Raw genomic sequence first — 17,305 nt, 5'->3', positions numbered from 1 at the left:
TGCGTGTGAAGGTTCGGTCAGACGCGTTTTCAGACTCGAGACTTTGTGCAAACAATGAAGCTATTGTGATAAGAAAAATTATCTTCCCGATGCTGCGAGAATCTGCAGGAGTGACGGGATTGGAACTCTCATCTTTCCGGCTGCCACACCGATCGCGCCAAGTCTAGAATCTTCCGAAACGCCCTGCTTTGGCGCAGGAGTCAGTCGGCCGTCCAACCAGTTAATCGCGTTTGCAGCGCTAGGCCGCGCTTCGGCAACGGCCGCTCGATTCTGGGCGATGAAGTGGCAACTGTCGGTTCGTTCTTCAAGGCTGCGCAAAAAACCGGGCGTCGCGCGTATCCCACTCGGCGACCGCCTCGCTACCGATCGCTAACCCTGCCTCGTGATGCTGACCAGCCGGCATGCGGATCCCGATCTCCTGCTGCCACGGCGTCGCGACCGCGTAATGCATCGCATCGCCGAGATACGTGATGTCACGCACCGTCACAGCAAGCCCACCACCTGACTGCCCGCTGCGGTGCGCACGCAGTCGCATCCGCTCGGGGCGGATCATCAGCGTTCCGTCGATGCCTGCCGGCACCTCACTGCACGCGTCGGCCTCAACCGGATCGCCGTTTGGAAATACGCCCCCCGCTCGACCACTCCCATTCGACGTCATCCGCACCGGCAGGAAATTCGAGTTGCCAACGAAGCCGGCGACGAACCGGGATGCCGGGTTCGCATACAGCGTCTCACCGGTGCCGACCTGTTCGATGCGCCCCTGGTTGAATACAGCGATGCGATCGGACAGCCGCAGCGCCTCTTCCTGGTCGTGCGTCACGTAAAGGATCGTGACGCCCGTTTCCTGATGAATCCGGCGCAATTCGAGCTGGATTTCCTCCCGCAGCTTCTTGTCGAGCGCCGACAGCGGCTCGTCCATCAGCAGTAGCGGCGGATCGTACGCCAGTGCACGTGCGATCGCGACCCGCTGCTGCTGCCCGCCCGACAACTGCGCCGGCATGCGGTCTCGGCACTCGAACAAATGCACGAGCTTGAGCATGCGCTCGACCTTGTCCTTGACCTCGACGTCCGGCCGTCGCCTCACCCTCAGCGGAAACGCGACGTTCTCGGCCACGCTCAGGTGCGGAAACAGCGTATAACGCTGAAACACCATGCCGATGTTCCGCCGATTCGGCGGCACCGCCAACAGCGGCTTGCCGTCGAGCATCACGCGCCCTTCGGTCGGCTCCTGGAATCCCGCGACGATATAGAGCGTCGTGCTCTTGCCCGATCCCGACGGCCCCAGGAAAGTCATGAATTCCCCCTTGCGCACGTCCAGCGACACGCTGTCGATGGCGACCACGTCATCGTAGGTCTTGCGCAAGTGCTGGATCTGCAGAAACTCGGTATTCACGGTTTTTATCCTCTGTCTACCGCGCACGGCGCACCAAAGCGCCAGCACACATCAATACGGCCGTCAGGCCAACAAGCAATGACGACGCGGCAGCCACGACCGGCGTCAGATCCTGGCGCAACGTGGCCCAGATCCGCACTGGCAACGTCTGCAAGGTCGGGCTCGCCATGAAAATCGACACGACCACCTCGTCCCACGATGCAAGGAACGAGAAGATCGCCGCCGCGAGCAGGCCGAGCCGGATTGCCGGTAGCGTCACGCGCCACTTGACCTCGAGCGGTGACGCGCCGCAAATCAATGCCGCATCCTCGACCGTCACATCGAAGCTCGCGAGCGAATTGCTGATCGAGATGATCGAGAACGGCAGCGCGAGAATCAGATGGCCGATCACAAAGCCCGTCATCGTGCCGTTCAGGCCGATGCGCAGCACAAACGCATAGAGCGCAACCGCCAGCACGACCACTGGCAGCACCATCGGCGTGATGAAGAACGCCTGTACGAACGAGCGGCCGCGAAACTTCCCGCGCACAAGCGCCAGCGACGCGAGGAACCCGATCGACACCGACAGCACGGTGACGATCACTGCCACCTGTGCGCTCGTGAGTAGCGAATCGAGCCAGTCAGAGTTGGTCAAGAGCTGACGGTACCAAGTCAGCGTCCAGCCGGGCGGCGGAAAGATCAGCCACTGCGAATCACCGAACGACAGCGCGACAATGAACAGGATCGGCAGCAGCAGGAATAGTCCCACCGCGCAACCGATGGCGATCAAGATCCAGCGTAAGCCGCCAAGACGGTCGAAATCGAGCAACATGTCAGCGACCTCCGAAGCCGGTCCGCGCGCCACCAGTCAGGCGCAACTGCAGCGCGTACAACCCTAGCGTCACGGTCAGCAGCACCAGTGCGGCTGCGCTGGCGAGCCCCCAGTTCAGCAGCGACTGGACGAGCTGTGCGATCAGTTCGGCAAGCATCATGTACGAAGCCCCCCCGAGCAACGCAGGCGTGACGAAATAGCCGAGGGCCATCACGAACACCATCAGCGTGCCGCTCGCGATGCCGGGCAGCGCGAGCGGCACGAGCACGCGCCAGAACGCCTGCCATCGGCTCGCTCCGCAGATCGCAGCAGCGCGCAGTGTCGACGGGTCGAGCGCGCGCAGCGTCGCATGCAGCGGCATCACAATGAACGGCAGCATGATGTAGGTCATGCCGATCGTGACACCCACCAGGTTGTTGACGAGCGCGAGCGGCTCGCGAACGAGGCCGGTCGCCATCAGCAAGCGATTGATCGGCCCCGTTCCCTGCAGCAGCACCATCCACGCGAAGGTCCTCGCGAGCAAGTTGGTCCACATCGACAGCAGCAGGATCGCGAACAGCAGCGCGCTGACCCGGCGCGGCGCGATCGCGAGCAACCAGGCGGTCGGGAAGCCGACCGCCAGCGTCGCAACCGTGACCACCGACGCGACCAGAAACGTGTTGCCGAACACGCGCAGGTAGGTCGTCGAGCCGACGAGCTGCGCATAGTTCTGCAGCCCTGGGGTCGGCTCGAGCACGCTACGCAGCAGCAGCGACAGCACCGGCAGCAGGAAGAAGATCACCAGCAGCAGCAGTGCCGGAATCAGCATTCGGATGTTCCGCCAGTCGCGCCGATCGCGCTTCGCCGTCGTGCGTGGGTGCACGACGGATCTCAATACGTTAGCCATAGTGCCTCCGAACTACCTCATCGATCCCAGCGCGTCACTTCGACTGCCACGCGTACCAGCGCTTGCCGATCGCCTCGCGGTTGTCGGCCCAGTACTTCATGTCGAGATTGATCTGTGACGTCTTGTGCTGGTCCGGCAGATTCTGCGCGGCCGCAGCGGGCATCAGCGCGGCCGACTTCAAGTTGATCGGCGCGTAGCCTGTCTCCGCCGCGAACTTCGCCTGAGCTTCCGCGCTCGTCGCCGCCGCGAGGAACTTCATCGCCTCGGCCTTGTGCTTCGCCCCCTTCGGTATGACGAGCATGTCGGCCGCAGTGAGGTTCTGGTTCCACGAGATCCCGACCGGCACGCCGGTCTGCTCGAGCGCGTGCACGCGGCCGTTCCAGAACATGCCGAGCGGCGCTTCGCCCGACGCGAGGAGTTGCTGGGACTGCGCGCCACCACTCCACCACACGATGTCGCCCTTGATCGTATCGAGCTTGCGGAACGCTCGATCGAGGTCTAACGGATAAAGCTTGTCCGGTGCGACGCCGTCAGCGAGCAACGCGCTCTCGAGCACGCCCGGGGCGGACCACTTGTACAGCGTGCGCTTACCGGGGAAGCGCTTGGTGTCGAATAGGTCGCTCCAGGTCGACGGCTGCGCACCTTTGTATCTGCTCTTGTTATAGCCGAGCACAAACGAGTAGTAAAAGCTCCCAACCGCGGTCGGCGAAACGAAGCGCGGATCGAGACTGTCCTTCTTGACGAATGAGAAATCGATTGGCTCAACCAGCCCGGACTTCTGCGCCGCATAAGCGAAATCGCCTTCGACGTCGACGACGTCCCAGCTCACGTTGCCGCTTTCGACCATCGCCTTGAACTTGCCATAGTCGGTCGGCCCGTCCATCACGACGCTTGCGCCGGTCGCCTGCGTGAATCCGGGTACCCAGCTCTTCTGCTGCGCCGACTGCGTCGTGCCGCCCCAGCTCGTGAACACGACCGGATCGCTGGCACTGGCGTCCAGCGTTGCGGACATAACTGCACAAGCAACCACCAGGTGCGCTGCGAACGAGGTCAATCTGATGCTCATCTCAAACTCCATAGAACGGGATAACAGCGTTGGGCCCGAGTCGCATACCGCTCATGCGAGCGACGAGAATGGCGCGGGCTTCATGATCTTGTTTTCCATCTCTTCCATCAGCGCCTGGATCTAGCGCGCGAACGCCTGCGTTTCCGGGTCGCCGGCTCATTCGAGGTGCGGATACACACCGACTTCGTCCGTGTCTAGTCGGGCACCGCATCGAAGTCTCCCTCATGGCCGAGCCGCGACAGCCCGCGGCCACCGAACGGCACAATCGGCGACACCGTACGGTTCTTGTTGACCCGCACGGTGCGCGCGTGCGAACCAGAGGGAGATGCAGCACGCCGGCTAGTGGTGCAATGCCGAAGCACAACGCATTGTTGCCACGCTGTGTTCAAGAGTGGTAAGCCGTCTCGCCGTGCGAACTGACGTCGAGCCCGTCCCGTTCGCGCTCGTGGTCGACGCGCAGGCCAATCGTCATATCGACCAGCTTGAATGCCACCACCGAAACGACCGCCGACCAAACGAGCGAGATTCCGACACCCCAGCACTGCGCGATCACCTGATCGGCGATGTGATAGTCGGACACCTTGTTCGCGACGTAGTCGTAGACACCCGTGCCGCCGAGCGACGGCGCCGCGAACACACCTGTCAGTAGCGCGCCGGTGATTCCACCGATGCAATGCACACCGAACACGTCGAGCGAATCGTCGACACCAATCAAACGCTTGAGACCATTCACGCCCCAATAGCACACGATGCCGGCGATCAAGCCCATTGCGATTGCCCCCATCGGGCCGACGTAGCCGCACGCTGGCGTGATGACGACCAGTCCTGCAATAGCGCCGGACACCGCGCCGAGCATGGAGGGCTTCTTCTTCGCCGACCACTCGACGAAGGTCCACGAGACCGTGGCCGCGCATGTGGCCAGCAAGGTCGTGACAAACGCGAGGGTCGCCGCACCGCTGGCCTCGAGTGCGGAGCCGACGTTGAAGCCGAACCAGCCGACCCACAGCAGAGACCCGCCAATCATCGTCATCGTCAGACTGTGCGGCGCCATCGTCTCGCTGCCGAATCCGACGCGCTTGCCGATCATGATTGCCCCGACGAGCGCGGCGATGCCTGCGTTGATGTGTACGACGGTGCCGCCCGCAAAATCGATTGCCCCCTTCTGGAACAGGAAGCCCGCCGTTGCGGTCGCCTTGTCGCCCGCGGCCACACTCGTATAAGCGTCGGGACCAGGCCAGTACCAGACCATGTGAGCGACAGGCAGATACGAGAACGTGAACCACAGAACCATGAACATCAACACCGCGGAAAATTTCGCGCGCTCGGCGATGCCACCGACAATCAGCGCTGGCGTGATTGCAGCAAACGTCAGCTGAAACGACACATAGATGAACTCAGGGATCACTACGCCCTTGCTGAACGTCGCGGCTGTCGAGTCTGGCGTGATGCCAACCAGAAACGACTTCGATAGTCCTCCGAAGAATGCATTGCCCTCCGTGAACGCGATGCTGTAACCGTATACCGCCCACAGTACTCCGAGCAGGCAGAACACCACGAGTGTCTGCATCAGGATCGACAACATATTCTTGGCTCGCACCATTCCGCCGTAGAAAAGTCCAAGCCCTGGCGCCGCCATCATCACGACGAGCAGCGTCGCGACGATCATCCACGCGGTGTCGCCCTTGTTCGGCACCGGCACTGCGGCTGCCACTTTGTCATCCGCGAACACGGGCAGCGCAAGCAGCCCAAGCCAAGCCCATAGAATCCAGCCAATCATCTTTTTCATGTGTCGTTTCCTCGAACAAAGACGTGCACCGCGGCGCGACGCACGCGCGAACTGACGACGAACCAGCAATATCGGAATGAATGCGATAAGACGCGGGTTCGCCACGCGAGTCACATCGCCTGAACCGGTCGATGACGGAACGCCACGCAGACACGGCGCCCCGTCACGCGCACGGTCACGCCAGAATCACTCGCGCCCGCCCGGAATCCACGACGTGCCGGCAAGCGGCACCCGCGCCATGCCGGCCGCCTCGACTGTCAGCGCGACGAGATCTTCACGCTCGAGGTGGTGTACGTTCTGCTTGCCGCATGCGCGCGCGATGGTCGTCAGCTCCATGTTCAGCGTCTTCAGGTAGTTCCGCACGCGACGCGCGCCCTCTTCCGGCTCGAGACGCTTTTCCAGGACCGCGTCCTGCGTCGTCACGCCGACCGGGCACTTGCCGGTGTGGCAGTGGTGACAGAAACCCGGCGACGTATGGAGTGCCGCGTAATCGGCCACGGCCGAATGCAGCATGCCGTCCTGGAAGTAGGACTCGCTGTTGCAACCGAGCGCCATCAGGACCCCCTGGCCGATCGCAACGGCATCCGCGCCGAGCGCAAGCGCCTTCGCGACATCCGCCCCCGTGCGGATACCACCCGATACGATCAGTTGAACCTGCCCCTTCATGTTCAGGTCCTCGAGCGCATCGACGGCTTGACGAACCGCCGCCAGCGTCGGGATGCCGACGTTCTCGATGAAGCAGGTTTGGGTCGCCGCCGTGCCGCCCTGCATGCCGTCGACCACGACGACATCTGCACCCGCATGCACCGCGAGCTTCACGTCGTTGAACGTGCGCGTTGCCCCGACCTTCACGTAGATCGGTTTTTCCCAGTCCGTGATCTCGCGCAGTTCCTGGATCTTGATCGCGAGATCGTCCGGGCCGGTCCAGTCCGGATGGCGGCTTGCCGAGCGCTGGTCGACGCCAGCCGGCAGCGTGCGCATCGAGGCCACACGTGGATTGACCTTCTGCCCGAGCAGCATGCCGCCACCGCCCGGCTTAGCGCCTTGCCCGATCACGACCTCGATCGCATCCGCACGACGCACGTCGTCGGGATTGAACCCGTAGCGCGACGGCAGGCACTGGTAGACGAGCGTCTTCGACGAACTGCGCTCTTCCTGCGTCATCCCGCCGTCACCGGTCGTCGTCGACGTACCCACCTCCGTGGCTGCACGGCCGAGCGCTTCCTTGACGTTCGCCGAGAGCGCGCCGAAGCTCATCCCCGCCACGGTGATCGGGATGTCGAGCACAACGGGCTTCTTTGCGAAACGCGTGCCAAGCACGGTCTGCGACGTGCACTTCTCGCGATAACCTTCGAGCGGATAGCGCGACAGCGACGCACCGAGGAACAGCAGATCGTCGAAATGCGGCACGCGACGCTTTGCGCCGAGGCCACGGATCTCGTATAACCCGCGTTGAGCGGCCGTGTGGATGTAATCGATCGTCTTGCGGTCGTAGCCGTACGACTCTTCCTGCTGCAAGCGGGCGAAATGAATGGGTTTGACTTCCATGGCGTTTTCTCGATGGCGAGTGGATTCAATATTCCTGGTTCGCGTCGGCGTTCCAGTGGTAGAGCGTGCGGGCCGAAGCGATGCGCTTGAACCCACGCGGATCGTGGTCGAGCCCGGCCGCGTCGAGCAGCGCCGCGACGGCGCTGACGTCGGCGTCGGCCATCGGCTCGAACTGCGCGTCCGCGCCGAGCGACTTCACGTCGCCCTTCACGTAGAGCACGGCTTCATACAACGAATCGCCGAGCGCATCGGCTGCGTCGCCGCAAATCACCATCCGGCCGGCCTGGGCCATGAACGCGGAGAAGCTGCCGACCGAACCGCCGACGACGATGTCGCCGCCCTTCAGCGAGATACCGCAACGCAACCCGGCATCGCCGTCGATCACGAGCAGCCCGCCGTGCGCGGATGCGCCCGCGCCGTTCGACGCGAAGCCCTTCACGTGCACCTTGCCGCTCATCATGTTTTCCGCGACGCCGGTGCCGGCACTGCCCTCGATGACGATCGTCGCGCGCTTGTTCATGCCGCCGGCGTAATAGCCGGCGTGGCCGTCAATCGTCACGGTCACGTCGGCATCGACGCCGACCGCGATGTTGTGCGCGCCGTTCGGCGACGCCACGACGACCGCCTGGCCGGCGAGCACGTCCGCACTGCCATGCAGGTACTGATTGACGTCCCGGACGGTTGCGCTGTCCAGGTCGAATGTCATGCGTTCCATACGTACATCTCCTCGGGTGCGGGTTCGAATACCTTGGCGTTCTTGATGTCGGGCAGATGCGCGAGCGAGCGGAACTCCGACGCGATCGCGACGTAGTCGTCGTTCTCGGCGACGACGGCCGGCTTGCACGCGAACGGGTCGCGAATCAGCGCCAGCTCGGTCGGCGTACCCATCAGGAACGTGTAGAAGCCGTCGAGCTCCTCGAAGCCCTTCTGCAGCGCAACGGGAAGCGTGTCGCCCTCGCGCAGCCGCCATTCGAGGAAGCGGCATGCCGCCTCGGTGTCGTTGTCGGTATCGAAGTGAATGCCCTTCGGCTCAAGTTTCCGGCGCACGCCGTAGGGGTTCGACAGCGAGCCGTTGTGGACCAGGCAGAAATCCTCGCCGGCCGTAAATGGATGTGCGCGATCCGGTGTCACGGCGGACTCCGTCGCCATCCGCGTATGGCCGACAAGGTGCGTGCCCTTGAGGCCGCCGAACGCGTAACGCGCGGCGATGTCTGCAGGCAACCCGATGTCCTTGTACAGATCGATCGAGCGCCCGGCCGACAACACGTATACGTGCGGGTAATGCTCGCGCAGCCAGTGCCTGACCGTATCGGCCTGCGCGTGGACGGTCAGCACCGCGTGGTTCCCCTTTGCATCGACGCGCGCTGCCACGTCGACGGACGCCTTCAGCCGGTCGAGCAGCACATCCCACGGGAAATGCTCACCTTCATCCGTAAAGCCCGAGTACAAGCTCAGCTTGCGCTGGTCCGGCTCGACCACGTCGCCGAACACCGCGAGACCGGCCGAGTCCGGTCCCCGTTCGGTCATGCCGATCAGCATCGGCACCATCAGCTCGCCGAGCCGGTCGCGCAACGCCGACGTCTTGACCAGCAATCCTACGATTCCACACATGTTGTCTGCTCCTCAGAAAAATTCGACGTACTGCTTGATTTCCCAGTCCGATACGTGGCGCATGTATTCCAGCCACTCCATCCGCTTGAGCTTGAGGAATTCGTTGACCACCGGCCCGAGCGCATCGCAGATCGTCCGATCGGCTTCGAGCGCGTCGAGCGCCTCGCCGAGATTCTGCGGCAGCACGCCGATGCCGTGTTCGCGGAGCTTCTGCGCGGGCCACTCGTACAGGTTCTCGTTCGCGGGCGCGCCCGGCGACAGGTCACGGTCGATACCGTCGAGCCCGGCGGCGATCACGGCTGCCGTCGCGAGATACGGATTGCATGCACCGTCCGGCAGACGCAGTTCGATCCGGCCGCCCGGCATACGTACCATCGTCGATCGATTGTTGTCGCCATAGCTGATGTAGGCCGGTGCCCAGGTCGCGCCGGTCAGCGAGCGCCCGACGACGAGACGCTTGTATGAGTTCACCGTCGGGTTGCAGAGCGCCGTCAGCGCGGGCGCATGCGCGAGCAGGCCCGCCGTGAACCGGTAACCGAGTGCAGACAGGCCCATGCCGAGCGCATCGCCGTCGTCGGCAAACAGGTTGCGCTTGCCGTCGCCGATCGACATGTGCATGTGCATGCCGTTGCCCGGGCGGTTTGCGAATGGCTTCGGCATGAACGAACAGATCATTCCGAGCTCGTTCGCGATTTCCGACGCGGCCATCTTGAAGAACACGTAGTGATCGCACGACGTCAGGCAATCGGTGTACGTGTAGTTGATCTCGAACTGCCCGTTCGCATCCTCGTGGTCGATCTGGTAGACGTCGATGCCAACCGCGCGCAGCGATTCGGTGAGCTTTTCCAGGAACACACGGGTGCGGGACAGCCCCTTGTAGTCATAACAGGGCTTCGCCAACGTATCGCTCGAGTCGCAAGGCTCGAGCACACCCGACACCGAACGCTTCAACAGCGAAAATTCGGGCTCGAGGCCGGTAAAAAGCGTCCATCCGCGCTCGGTCAGGCGGGCAACCTGCTTCTTCAGCGTCACGCGCGAATCGAACACCCACGGTGCGCCGTCCACATGACCGTCGCAAGCGATCCGCGCGAGTCCGGACTGCCACGGCACCGGCGTCAGCGTCGCAAGATCGCCGACCGCCATGTAGTCCGGCCCATTCGGCTCGATACCGACACCCCAGATCGCGAAGCCCGCAAAGCCCGCCCCCGCGGTCAGCACGCTGTTCAGATGCGCGACCGGCACCGACTTCGCCTTGGCCACGCCGTGAATGTCGACAAATTGCGCAAGCACATACTTGACGCCGTGTTGCCCGAGGTATGTCTGCGCTTCGGCTACCGAATCGAAGCGGGGTACGCTTCCGAGCGCGTTCACCGGCAACTGGCTCGTATCGTTCAGGTTCATCGTCTCTCCTTGCAACTGCTTCGCTTACTGGTTTGAGGAATCCGCCCGACTGACGAGCGACCCAACTGCGCGACATGAGCAAGCACCGCGTCCGGTACGCTGCAACCACGCTTTCAACATGCGGAGAGATTTATTGTCACGAAACAATAATTCCCCATATGAAACCTTCAGCGCGCATGCCGGCATTTCCGCCTGTGCCGGCGCGCACGCCGCAATCTGCTACTCTTGCCCCTTTTGCCGAGGTCGACGATGCATACCGCTGACGACAGCAAGACACCGCTCGAACGCTATCTCGGGTCGACCATTCGCGAGCTTCGCCAGCGCCATGGCCTGACCATCGCCCAGGTCGCCGAACAGGCCGGCATCAGCCGCGGCATGCTGTCGAAGATCGAAAACGCACAGACCTCGACCGGCCTCGACGTACTCCACCGGATTGCCCAGGCACTCGGCGTCTCCATGGCCGTCCTGTTCCGTAACTTCGACGTCCCACAAGGCGGCGCCCAACTCGTGAAGAAGGGCGCCGGCATGGAAGTGGTCCGCAAAGGGACGAAAAGCGGCCACACCTACCATTTGCTCGCCTACGACCAGGGTCCTCGCAAAACATTCGAGCCGTTCCTGATCACGATGGAGGACCAGGCGGAACGCTTTCCCGTGTTCGAGCATCCCGGCACCGAATTCATCCACATGCTCAAGGGCGTGATCGAATACCGGCACGGTCAACAGACCTACATCCTGCATCCCGGCGACACCCTGACGTTCCGCGGCGACGTACCGCATGGCCCCGAACGCCTGATCAAGACCCCGATCCAGTTCCTGTCGATCTTCGTCTACGGACAACCTGCCGACGAATAAGCATCCCGTCACGGGAGATAACGCAAGCCTCGTGCCAGGTTTATCTACAGGAATCAAAGATTCCCATGGATAAACACTCCGGGCGACACGGCACCTGTATGTCATTCGGTGCGCGCCGGCCTCTTGCGTGTTACGGGTGCGGTTCCACGCCACTTTCGGTGCAGCGTCGCACTGATACGGGAACCGCGGTTACGAAGATGTATCAGTGATCCTTATGCTGCGACCGGCGGCAGCACTGCCAACGCATCCAGTGCCGCGCTGATCATCCGGCGCACCGTGGGCTGCACGAGCGCCGCGCGCGCGGGGTCGTATGCAAACGGAAAAGCTTCGTTCATGTACGTCGACTGGCCCATCTCCAGCTGGATCGCGTGCACGCCCTGCGATGGCCTGCCGAACGAGCGGGTAATGAAGCCGCCCTTGAAACGGCCATTGGCAACCGACGTGAACGGGCTTGCCGCGGCCTCGCGTTCGACCGCGGCCTGTACGGACGGCGCGACGGTCCGGCCGTCCTGCGTGCCGATGTTCAGGTCGGGCAGCTTGCCGTCGAACAGTCTCGGCAGCGCGCTTGCGATCGAGTGCGCTTCCCAGAGAAGCACGTTCCCGTGACGCTCGCGCAATCGCGCCAGTTCGGCCGCCAGTGCCATGTGGTACGGCTGCCAGTATGTACCGACCCGGCGGCCCTTCTCCGCCGCGTCCGGTTCGCATCCTTCTCGATAGACCGGCTCGCCTCGAAACGTTTCGGTCGGACACAGGCCCGTCGTCGTCTGGCCGGGATACAGGCTCTTGTCGTCCGACGGCCGGTTGAGGTCGATTACGTAACGCGAGAGCGTCGCGCCGAGCACCGTCGCGCCGAGCGTGGTCGCGAACGCATACAGGCGATCGAGGTGCCAGTCCGTGTCGGCCAGCGTCAGCGCGCGGTCGGTATACGCATCGCGCAACGGCGCGGGTATCACCGTTCCGAGGTGGGGAATCGAAATCAGCAGCGGCGCATCGCCGCGTTGCAGCGTGTATAGGTCACTCATCAAGGGCTCCGTACGAATCAAAGCAATGCATCCTCGGGCAGCTGCGGCACGGCGCGCGCGAGCGCGGGCCGGATCGAATGATCGAGCACGGATCGCGTCAGCTCGACGATCTCCGTGACGAAGTCCTCCCACTCGCCCTGCCGATGCAGGAGAAAGAAATCGCGCCGGCCCAGCCGGCCGAACGGCAGCGGCAGGACGGCAATGTCGCCGAGATAATGTCGCGCCTGCCACAGGCACAGCGGTGTCGAGATCGCGAAACCGAGCCGCGCGGCAACCAGGCTCAGCAGCGGATCCGTCGCATCGAATTCGAAGCGCCTCGGGCTGTCGATACCGAGGTGACGTGCAAACCGCTCCACCTGCTGACCGATCACGGACCGCGCCGTGTAACGGATCAGCGGCAGTTCGGCGGCGAGGGTCCGCCAGTCGGCGTTCGGGCGACCGACTACATGCGCGCGCGCGACGACCGCGACAAACGCTTCCGAGAACAATGGCACCTCGACGATGCGCGCATCGCTGACCGTGGTTTGCGTGCACACGGCAACGTCGATTTCCCGGTCATGCAATTGCTTGCTCAAGCCAGGCGTGATGCCGGACCACATCGAAATCTGCCGCGATGCGCCCGACACCGCGCGGATCAGTTCCGGTCCGACCGTCGCCGCGAACGAATCGACGCAGCCGAGCCTCACCGGCAGGCGCCCCGCATCCGACGCATCGCCGACGCGCGTGCTGACCATTTGCGCATGCTCGAGCAGCGGGCCGGCCAGTTCGAGCAGGGCCCGGCCGGCGATATTGGGGCGCGGCGGGCGACTCTCGCGATCGAACAGCACCGTCCCCTGGTCGCGCTCCAGTGCGGAAACAGCTTGGCTGATCGCGCTCTGGCTCACACCGATACGCCTGGACGCACCGGTCATCGAACCGGTCTCACACACGGCGACGAATGCCTGCAGGGCACGCAGGTCGATTGGCGATGGGGTGCGTCGCATAGTGGCTCCAGATGCCGAGGGGGACGGCCATTCCGCCAATACGCGACGAATGGTGCGCCGGTTCGGTTCACCCGGGTGCTGAATGAGCATTTCCGGGCACGTTGCATAAGTTTGCCTAATACAAAATTCGTCAGCATCACAGCTCCCTAGAATCGGCTCGTCGTCTACCCAGAGGGAAACCATGAGCCATTTCGACTTCATCGTGATCGGTGCCGGCGTGATCGGCACGTCGGTCGCACATCATCTTGCGTCGCTCGGCGCCCGTAACGTCCTCGTCATTGAACGCGGCATGATCGGCGCAGGCACCACGTCGCAATCGTCCGGCCTGCTGCGCACGCATTACTCGGTCCGCCAGAACGTCGAGCTGGCGCGCTCGTCGTGGTGGGCATTCAACAACTTCGCCGAATACGTCGGCGACGGCGAGGCATCCTGCGGGCTCGTCAAGTGCGGTTACATGATCTGCGCGCCGGATGGGGACAAACTCGAGCCGCTGCGCGCGTCGCTCGACGCGCAGCGGGCAATGGACATCGACGTACGGTTGCTTGATCGGGACGAGGCACGCGCACGCCTGCCGATTGCGCAGTTCGACGACGCGGCGCTGATCGGCTTCGAACCGGAAGCCGGCTTCGCCGATGCTTACCTCGTCGCGACGAGCTTCGCGAAATCGGCACGCCGACGCGGCGTGAAAATTCTCGAGGGCACGACCGTCACGGGTGTCTTGCGCGACGGTCGCCGCATCGTCGGCGTCGACACGAGCGCCGGCCGCTTCACGTGCGGCACGCTGATCAGCACCCAGAATATCTGGACGCCGGAACTGTCCGGCTGGATCGACGTACCGCTGCCGGTCACGCCTGAGCGGCACACCGTGCTGGCACTCGAATGCGACGCAAGGTATTCGTTCCAGATGCCCGCGTTCAAGGACCTCGGCTCGCCCGGCATGCTGTATTACCGCAGCTATGGCGGCAGCCAGATGCTGGTCTCCGAGGGCGTTGTCGGCGAAACGCTGAATGCGCCTGAAACCGAACAGGGCGACATCTCTCTCGATTACGTCGCCGAAGTCGGCGCGCAGGTCGCAGAACGTTTTCCCGCCTACGAGACGGCCGGGCTCGCCTCGTCGTGGACCGGTGTCTATGACGTGACCCCCGACTGGAACCCCGTACTCGGCAATGTCGGCGACATCGAAGGGCTCGTGGTCGGCTTCGGCTTCTCGGGACACGGCTTCAAGCTGTCGCCCGGTATCGGCAAGCTGCTCGCGCAGCATGCGCTCGGGCAGCCGACCGACGTGTCGCTCGCCCCTTACGCGCTCGAACGCTTTGCGACCGGCGCATTGCTCACCGGCAAGTACGGCCTCGGCGCCGTGTCCTGATCTCCAACCTTCCGACGAGAGATTCCCATGCCCCCGAAGATACTGGTGCCCGTCAAGCGCGTCGTCGACCCGAACGTGCGCGTGCGGGTCGGTTCGACCGGCTCGATCGAGACGACCGGCCTCAAGATGTCCATCAACCCGTTCGACGAATGCGCGCTCGAAATGGCGCTGCGCCTGCGCGAAACGGGGCGCGCCGCGCAGGTGAGCGTCATCACGTGCGGCCTGCCCGCCTGTCAGGACGTACTGCGCACCGGTCTGGCCATGGGCGCCGACGACGCGATCCTGATCGACACCGGCGACGCCGCCGCGTCGCTCGACTCGCTGGGCGTCGCACGGCTGCTGCACGCCTACATCGGCACGTCGCCGTACGACCTCGTGCTCTGCGGCAAGCAGGCGATCGACGACGACACCGGCGGCGTCGCGCCGATGCTGGCCGGCCTGCTCGGCTGGCCGCAGGGACTCGACGCAACCGCGCTCGCGCCCGACGGCGACGGCTGGCGCGTCACGTGCGGCGACGACAGCGGCACCGCGACCTGGCGACTGGCCGGACGCGCCGTCGTGAGCGCCGACCTGCGCCTGGCCGAACCGCGCCGCGTGACGCTCCCGAGCATCGTCAAGGCAAAGCAGAAACCGCTTGCCGTCGTTCATGCCGCGCAGTTCGCAGTCGATCTCGCGCCGTCGTCACGTGTGTCGCAACTGGACGAGCCGACCGTACAGCGCGCGGGTCACCGTGTTGCCGACGTCGACGCGCTGATTGCCGCGCTCGCCGCACACAACGTCTTTGCCGATACAGGAGTCTCCGCATGAGAACGCTCGTTGTCGCCGAAGCCACGGCCGACCATACGCTCGCGGACGCGGTCCGGCGCGTCGTGACTGCTGCAATCGGGCGCCGGCATCCGGTCGACGTGCTGGTGCTCGATCCCGCCGCTGCGGCGGAAGCCGCGCTGATCGACGGCGTCGATCGCGTGCTTCGGTCCGATTCGCCGGACGCCACCGTTGCCGTCACCCCGGAAAGTCTCGCCGCGCTGCTGGCCGGACTGGCACCGCGCTACACACTGATCATGGCCGCCCATCGCACGCTCGGCCGGAATGCGTTGCCGCGCGCCGCCGCGCTCGCCGGTGCGGCTTTCATCGCGGACGTAACCGGCATGACGGACGATGGACGCTTCGTTCGCGGCCTGTATGCGGGGAGCATCGTCGCGACCGTCGAAAGCACGCGCGAGGCCACGTTCGCGACGGTGCGTGCATCGTCGTTCGCGGCGGCAGGCGCGCGCGCCGAACCGGCACCGATCGATGCCGTGGATACACTACCCGCATTCGCCGCGACGACGCTCGTCGAACGCAACGGCGCCCAGACGACCGGAATCGATCTCGGGAATGCGCCGATCGTCGTGTCGGGCGGGCGCGGGCTCGCGTCCAGCGAGAACATGGCACGGCTCGGCACGCTCGCCTCGCGTTTCGGCGCGGCACTCGGCGCATCACGTGCCGCGGTCGACGCCGGCTATGCACCCAACGCGATTCAGGTAGGGCAAACCGGCAAGACCGTCGCGCCCGACGCCTATCTCGCATTCGGGATCTCCGGCGCCGTTCAGCACCTGGCCGGCATGAAGGATTCGAAGTGGATCGTCGCTGTCAACAAGGATCCGGATGCACCCATTTTCTCGTTTGCGGATGTGGGCTTCGTGGGTGATCTGTTCGACGTGATGGCCGCGATCGAACGTCACATCGATGCCGGGGGTGGCGTATGACGCGACCGGATTCCGGGCAGGGTGGTGTCCCGCGCGTGCCTGCACCGCCTTCCTCCACCGGGCGTGCGCCGTCGGCATCGCACTACCCGTCCGTCCGATTCATCGATTGCGCACAAGTCGAGCCAGAAGCCTGGGCAAACGGCGCCGGCGTCACGCGAACGCTCGCAAACCGCATCGACTCCGACGGTAACGTCGACTGGCGTATCAGTCTCGCCACGCTCGACGGATCGGCCCGCTTCTCGCAGTTTCCGGGCGTCGACCGGATCCTCGTGCCGGTCGACAATACGAGCGTCGAACTCCGCGCGCAGGACGGGCATCTCGTCGCCCACCCGATCGTGCCGGCACACTTTCCCGGCGATCTGCCGGTGTGGACGACCGATATCGTGCGGCCCACGCACGTGCTCAACGTGATGACGCGCCGCGCCGCCTGCCGGGCCACCGTGAGCGTGGCGACGCATTCGCGTCGCGTGACGCCGGCGCCGACGCATCTGCTGATTTGCGCGGCCGGCCAATGGCGCTTCAGCAGCGCGTCGCTCAGCACCCAGACGTTGTTGCCGATGCATGGCCTGTGGCTCGATGGCCGCAGCGAGGAACTCGATCTGCAGTCCGACGCACTCGATTCCCGACTGATCTCGATCGCAATCGAGTCTGTCGAACGCTAATCCCTGCTCTCTTATCCGCTCATGTCTCACGCTTCGATTATCGAACAACATGGCCCGCGCGAATCGATGGAATACGACGTCGTGATCGTCGGCGGCGGCCCCGCCGGGCTGTCGGCGGCGATCCGGCTCAAGCAGCTGGCCGCCGAGAAAGGCACCGAGATCGGCGTGTG

General features: G+C 64.2%; 17 protein-coding genes. 6 read left to right on the top strand and 11 right to left on the bottom strand.

The window, feature by feature from the left end; genetic code table 11:
- Positions 1-304: 304 nt before the first annotated feature.
- The 9 genes from DIE21_RS36190 to glnT all read right to left on the bottom strand — a co-directional run bounded on the left by DIE21_RS36190 (position 305) and on the right by glnT (position 10,502).
- On the bottom strand, positions 305-1,393 hold the full coding sequence (locus tag DIE21_RS36190) for an ABC transporter ATP-binding protein (protein WP_124502124.1): 1,089 nt from the start codon (positions 1,391-1,393) through the stop codon (positions 305-307).
- A 16-nt stretch (positions 1,394-1,409) separates the two neighbouring features.
- Positions 1,410-2,204 carry an ABC transporter permease gene (locus tag DIE21_RS36185; protein ID WP_124502123.1) on the bottom strand — a complete coding sequence of 265 codons (795 nt, stop codon included), beginning with the start codon at positions 2,202-2,204 and terminating at the stop codon, positions 1,410-1,412.
- Position 2,205: 1 nt separating this feature from the next.
- A complete protein-coding gene (locus tag DIE21_RS36180) occupies positions 2,206-3,090 on the bottom strand; it encodes an ABC transporter permease (protein WP_124502119.1) in 885 nt (294 codons plus the stop codon).
- A gap of 34 nt (positions 3,091-3,124) precedes the next feature.
- Positions 3,125-4,102, bottom strand: a complete 978-nt coding sequence (locus DIE21_RS36175) for an ABC transporter substrate-binding protein (RefSeq protein WP_260432608.1) — start codon at positions 4,100-4,102, stop codon at positions 3,125-3,127.
- 439 nt (positions 4,103-4,541) lie between these two features.
- A complete protein-coding gene (locus DIE21_RS36165) occupies positions 4,542-5,942 on the bottom strand; it encodes an ammonium transporter (RefSeq protein WP_185642919.1) in 1,401 nt (466 codons plus the stop codon).
- 186 nt (positions 5,943-6,128) lie between these two features.
- The gene (locus DIE21_RS36160; RefSeq protein WP_124502117.1) at positions 6,129-7,490 is read right to left on the bottom strand and encodes an FMN-binding glutamate synthase family protein; all 1,362 of its coding nucleotides are present in this window, start codon (positions 7,488-7,490) and stop codon (positions 6,129-6,131) included.
- Between the two features lie 25 nt (positions 7,491-7,515).
- Positions 7,516-8,205, bottom strand: coding sequence for a protein glxC (locus DIE21_RS36155; RefSeq protein WP_124502116.1), 690 nt, complete (start codon positions 8,203-8,205; stop codon positions 7,516-7,518).
- Positions 8,193-9,101 carry a glutamine amidotransferase family protein gene (locus DIE21_RS36150; protein ID WP_124502115.1) on the bottom strand — a complete coding sequence of 303 codons (909 nt, stop codon included), beginning with the start codon at positions 9,099-9,101 and terminating at the stop codon, positions 8,193-8,195. Before DIE21_RS36150 ends, DIE21_RS36155 begins: the two co-directional genes overlap by 13 nt.
- Before the next feature lie 12 nt (positions 9,102-9,113).
- Positions 9,114-10,502 (bottom strand): type III glutamate--ammonia ligase, encoded by a 1,389-nt coding sequence (glnT, locus tag DIE21_RS36145; RefSeq protein WP_185642917.1) that lies wholly within the window; start codon positions 10,500-10,502, stop codon positions 9,114-9,116.
- Between the two features lie 249 nt (positions 10,503-10,751).
- Here glnT and DIE21_RS36140 point away from each other — a divergent pair, with 249 nt between their 5' ends.
- Positions 10,752-11,354, top strand: coding sequence for a helix-turn-helix domain-containing protein (locus DIE21_RS36140; protein WP_124502114.1), 603 nt, complete (start codon positions 10,752-10,754; stop codon positions 11,352-11,354).
- Between the two features lie 212 nt (positions 11,355-11,566).
- Here the strand turns inward: DIE21_RS36140 and hutG are convergent, their stop codons facing one another.
- On the bottom strand, positions 11,567-12,376 hold the full coding sequence (hutG, locus tag DIE21_RS36135) for an N-formylglutamate deformylase (RefSeq protein ID WP_124502113.1): 810 nt from the start codon (positions 12,374-12,376) through the stop codon (positions 11,567-11,569).
- 17 nt (positions 12,377-12,393) lie between these two features.
- The gene (locus DIE21_RS36130) at positions 12,394-13,359 is read right to left on the bottom strand and encodes a LysR family transcriptional regulator (RefSeq protein WP_124502120.1); all 966 of its coding nucleotides are present in this window, start codon (positions 13,357-13,359) and stop codon (positions 12,394-12,396) included.
- Positions 13,360-13,540: 181 nt separating this feature from the next.
- Here DIE21_RS36130 and DIE21_RS36125 point away from each other — a divergent pair, with 181 nt between their 5' ends.
- The 5 genes from DIE21_RS36125 to DIE21_RS36105 form a co-directional block, all read left to right on the top strand.
- A complete protein-coding gene (locus DIE21_RS36125) occupies positions 13,541-14,725 on the top strand; it encodes an FAD-binding oxidoreductase (protein WP_124502112.1) in 1,185 nt (394 codons plus the stop codon).
- A gap of 27 nt (positions 14,726-14,752) precedes the next feature.
- Positions 14,753-15,532 carry an electron transfer flavoprotein subunit beta/FixA family protein gene (locus tag DIE21_RS36120; protein ID WP_124502111.1) on the top strand — a complete coding sequence of 260 codons (780 nt, stop codon included), beginning with the start codon at positions 14,753-14,755 and terminating at the stop codon, positions 15,530-15,532.
- A complete protein-coding gene (locus DIE21_RS36115; RefSeq protein WP_124502110.1) occupies positions 15,529-16,473 on the top strand; it encodes an electron transfer flavoprotein subunit alpha/FixB family protein in 945 nt (314 codons plus the stop codon). Before DIE21_RS36120 ends, DIE21_RS36115 begins: the two co-directional genes overlap by 4 nt.
- 35 nt (positions 16,474-16,508) lie before the next feature.
- Positions 16,509-17,135 (top strand): HutD family protein, encoded by a 627-nt coding sequence (locus DIE21_RS36110; protein ID WP_260432607.1) that lies wholly within the window; start codon positions 16,509-16,511, stop codon positions 17,133-17,135.
- A 21-nt stretch (positions 17,136-17,156) separates the two neighbouring features.
- The coding region (locus tag DIE21_RS36105; protein WP_124502108.1) for an FAD-dependent oxidoreductase at positions 17,157-17,305 on the top strand (149 nt) is incomplete at its 3' end.

The organism is Burkholderia sp. Bp9140 (genome assembly GCF_003853425.1).
Taxonomy (GTDB): Bacteria; Pseudomonadota; Gammaproteobacteria; order Burkholderiales; family Burkholderiaceae; genus Burkholderia.
Note: the sequence above shows the minus strand (reverse complement) of the source record. Positions and strands in the feature narration are given on the sequence as shown.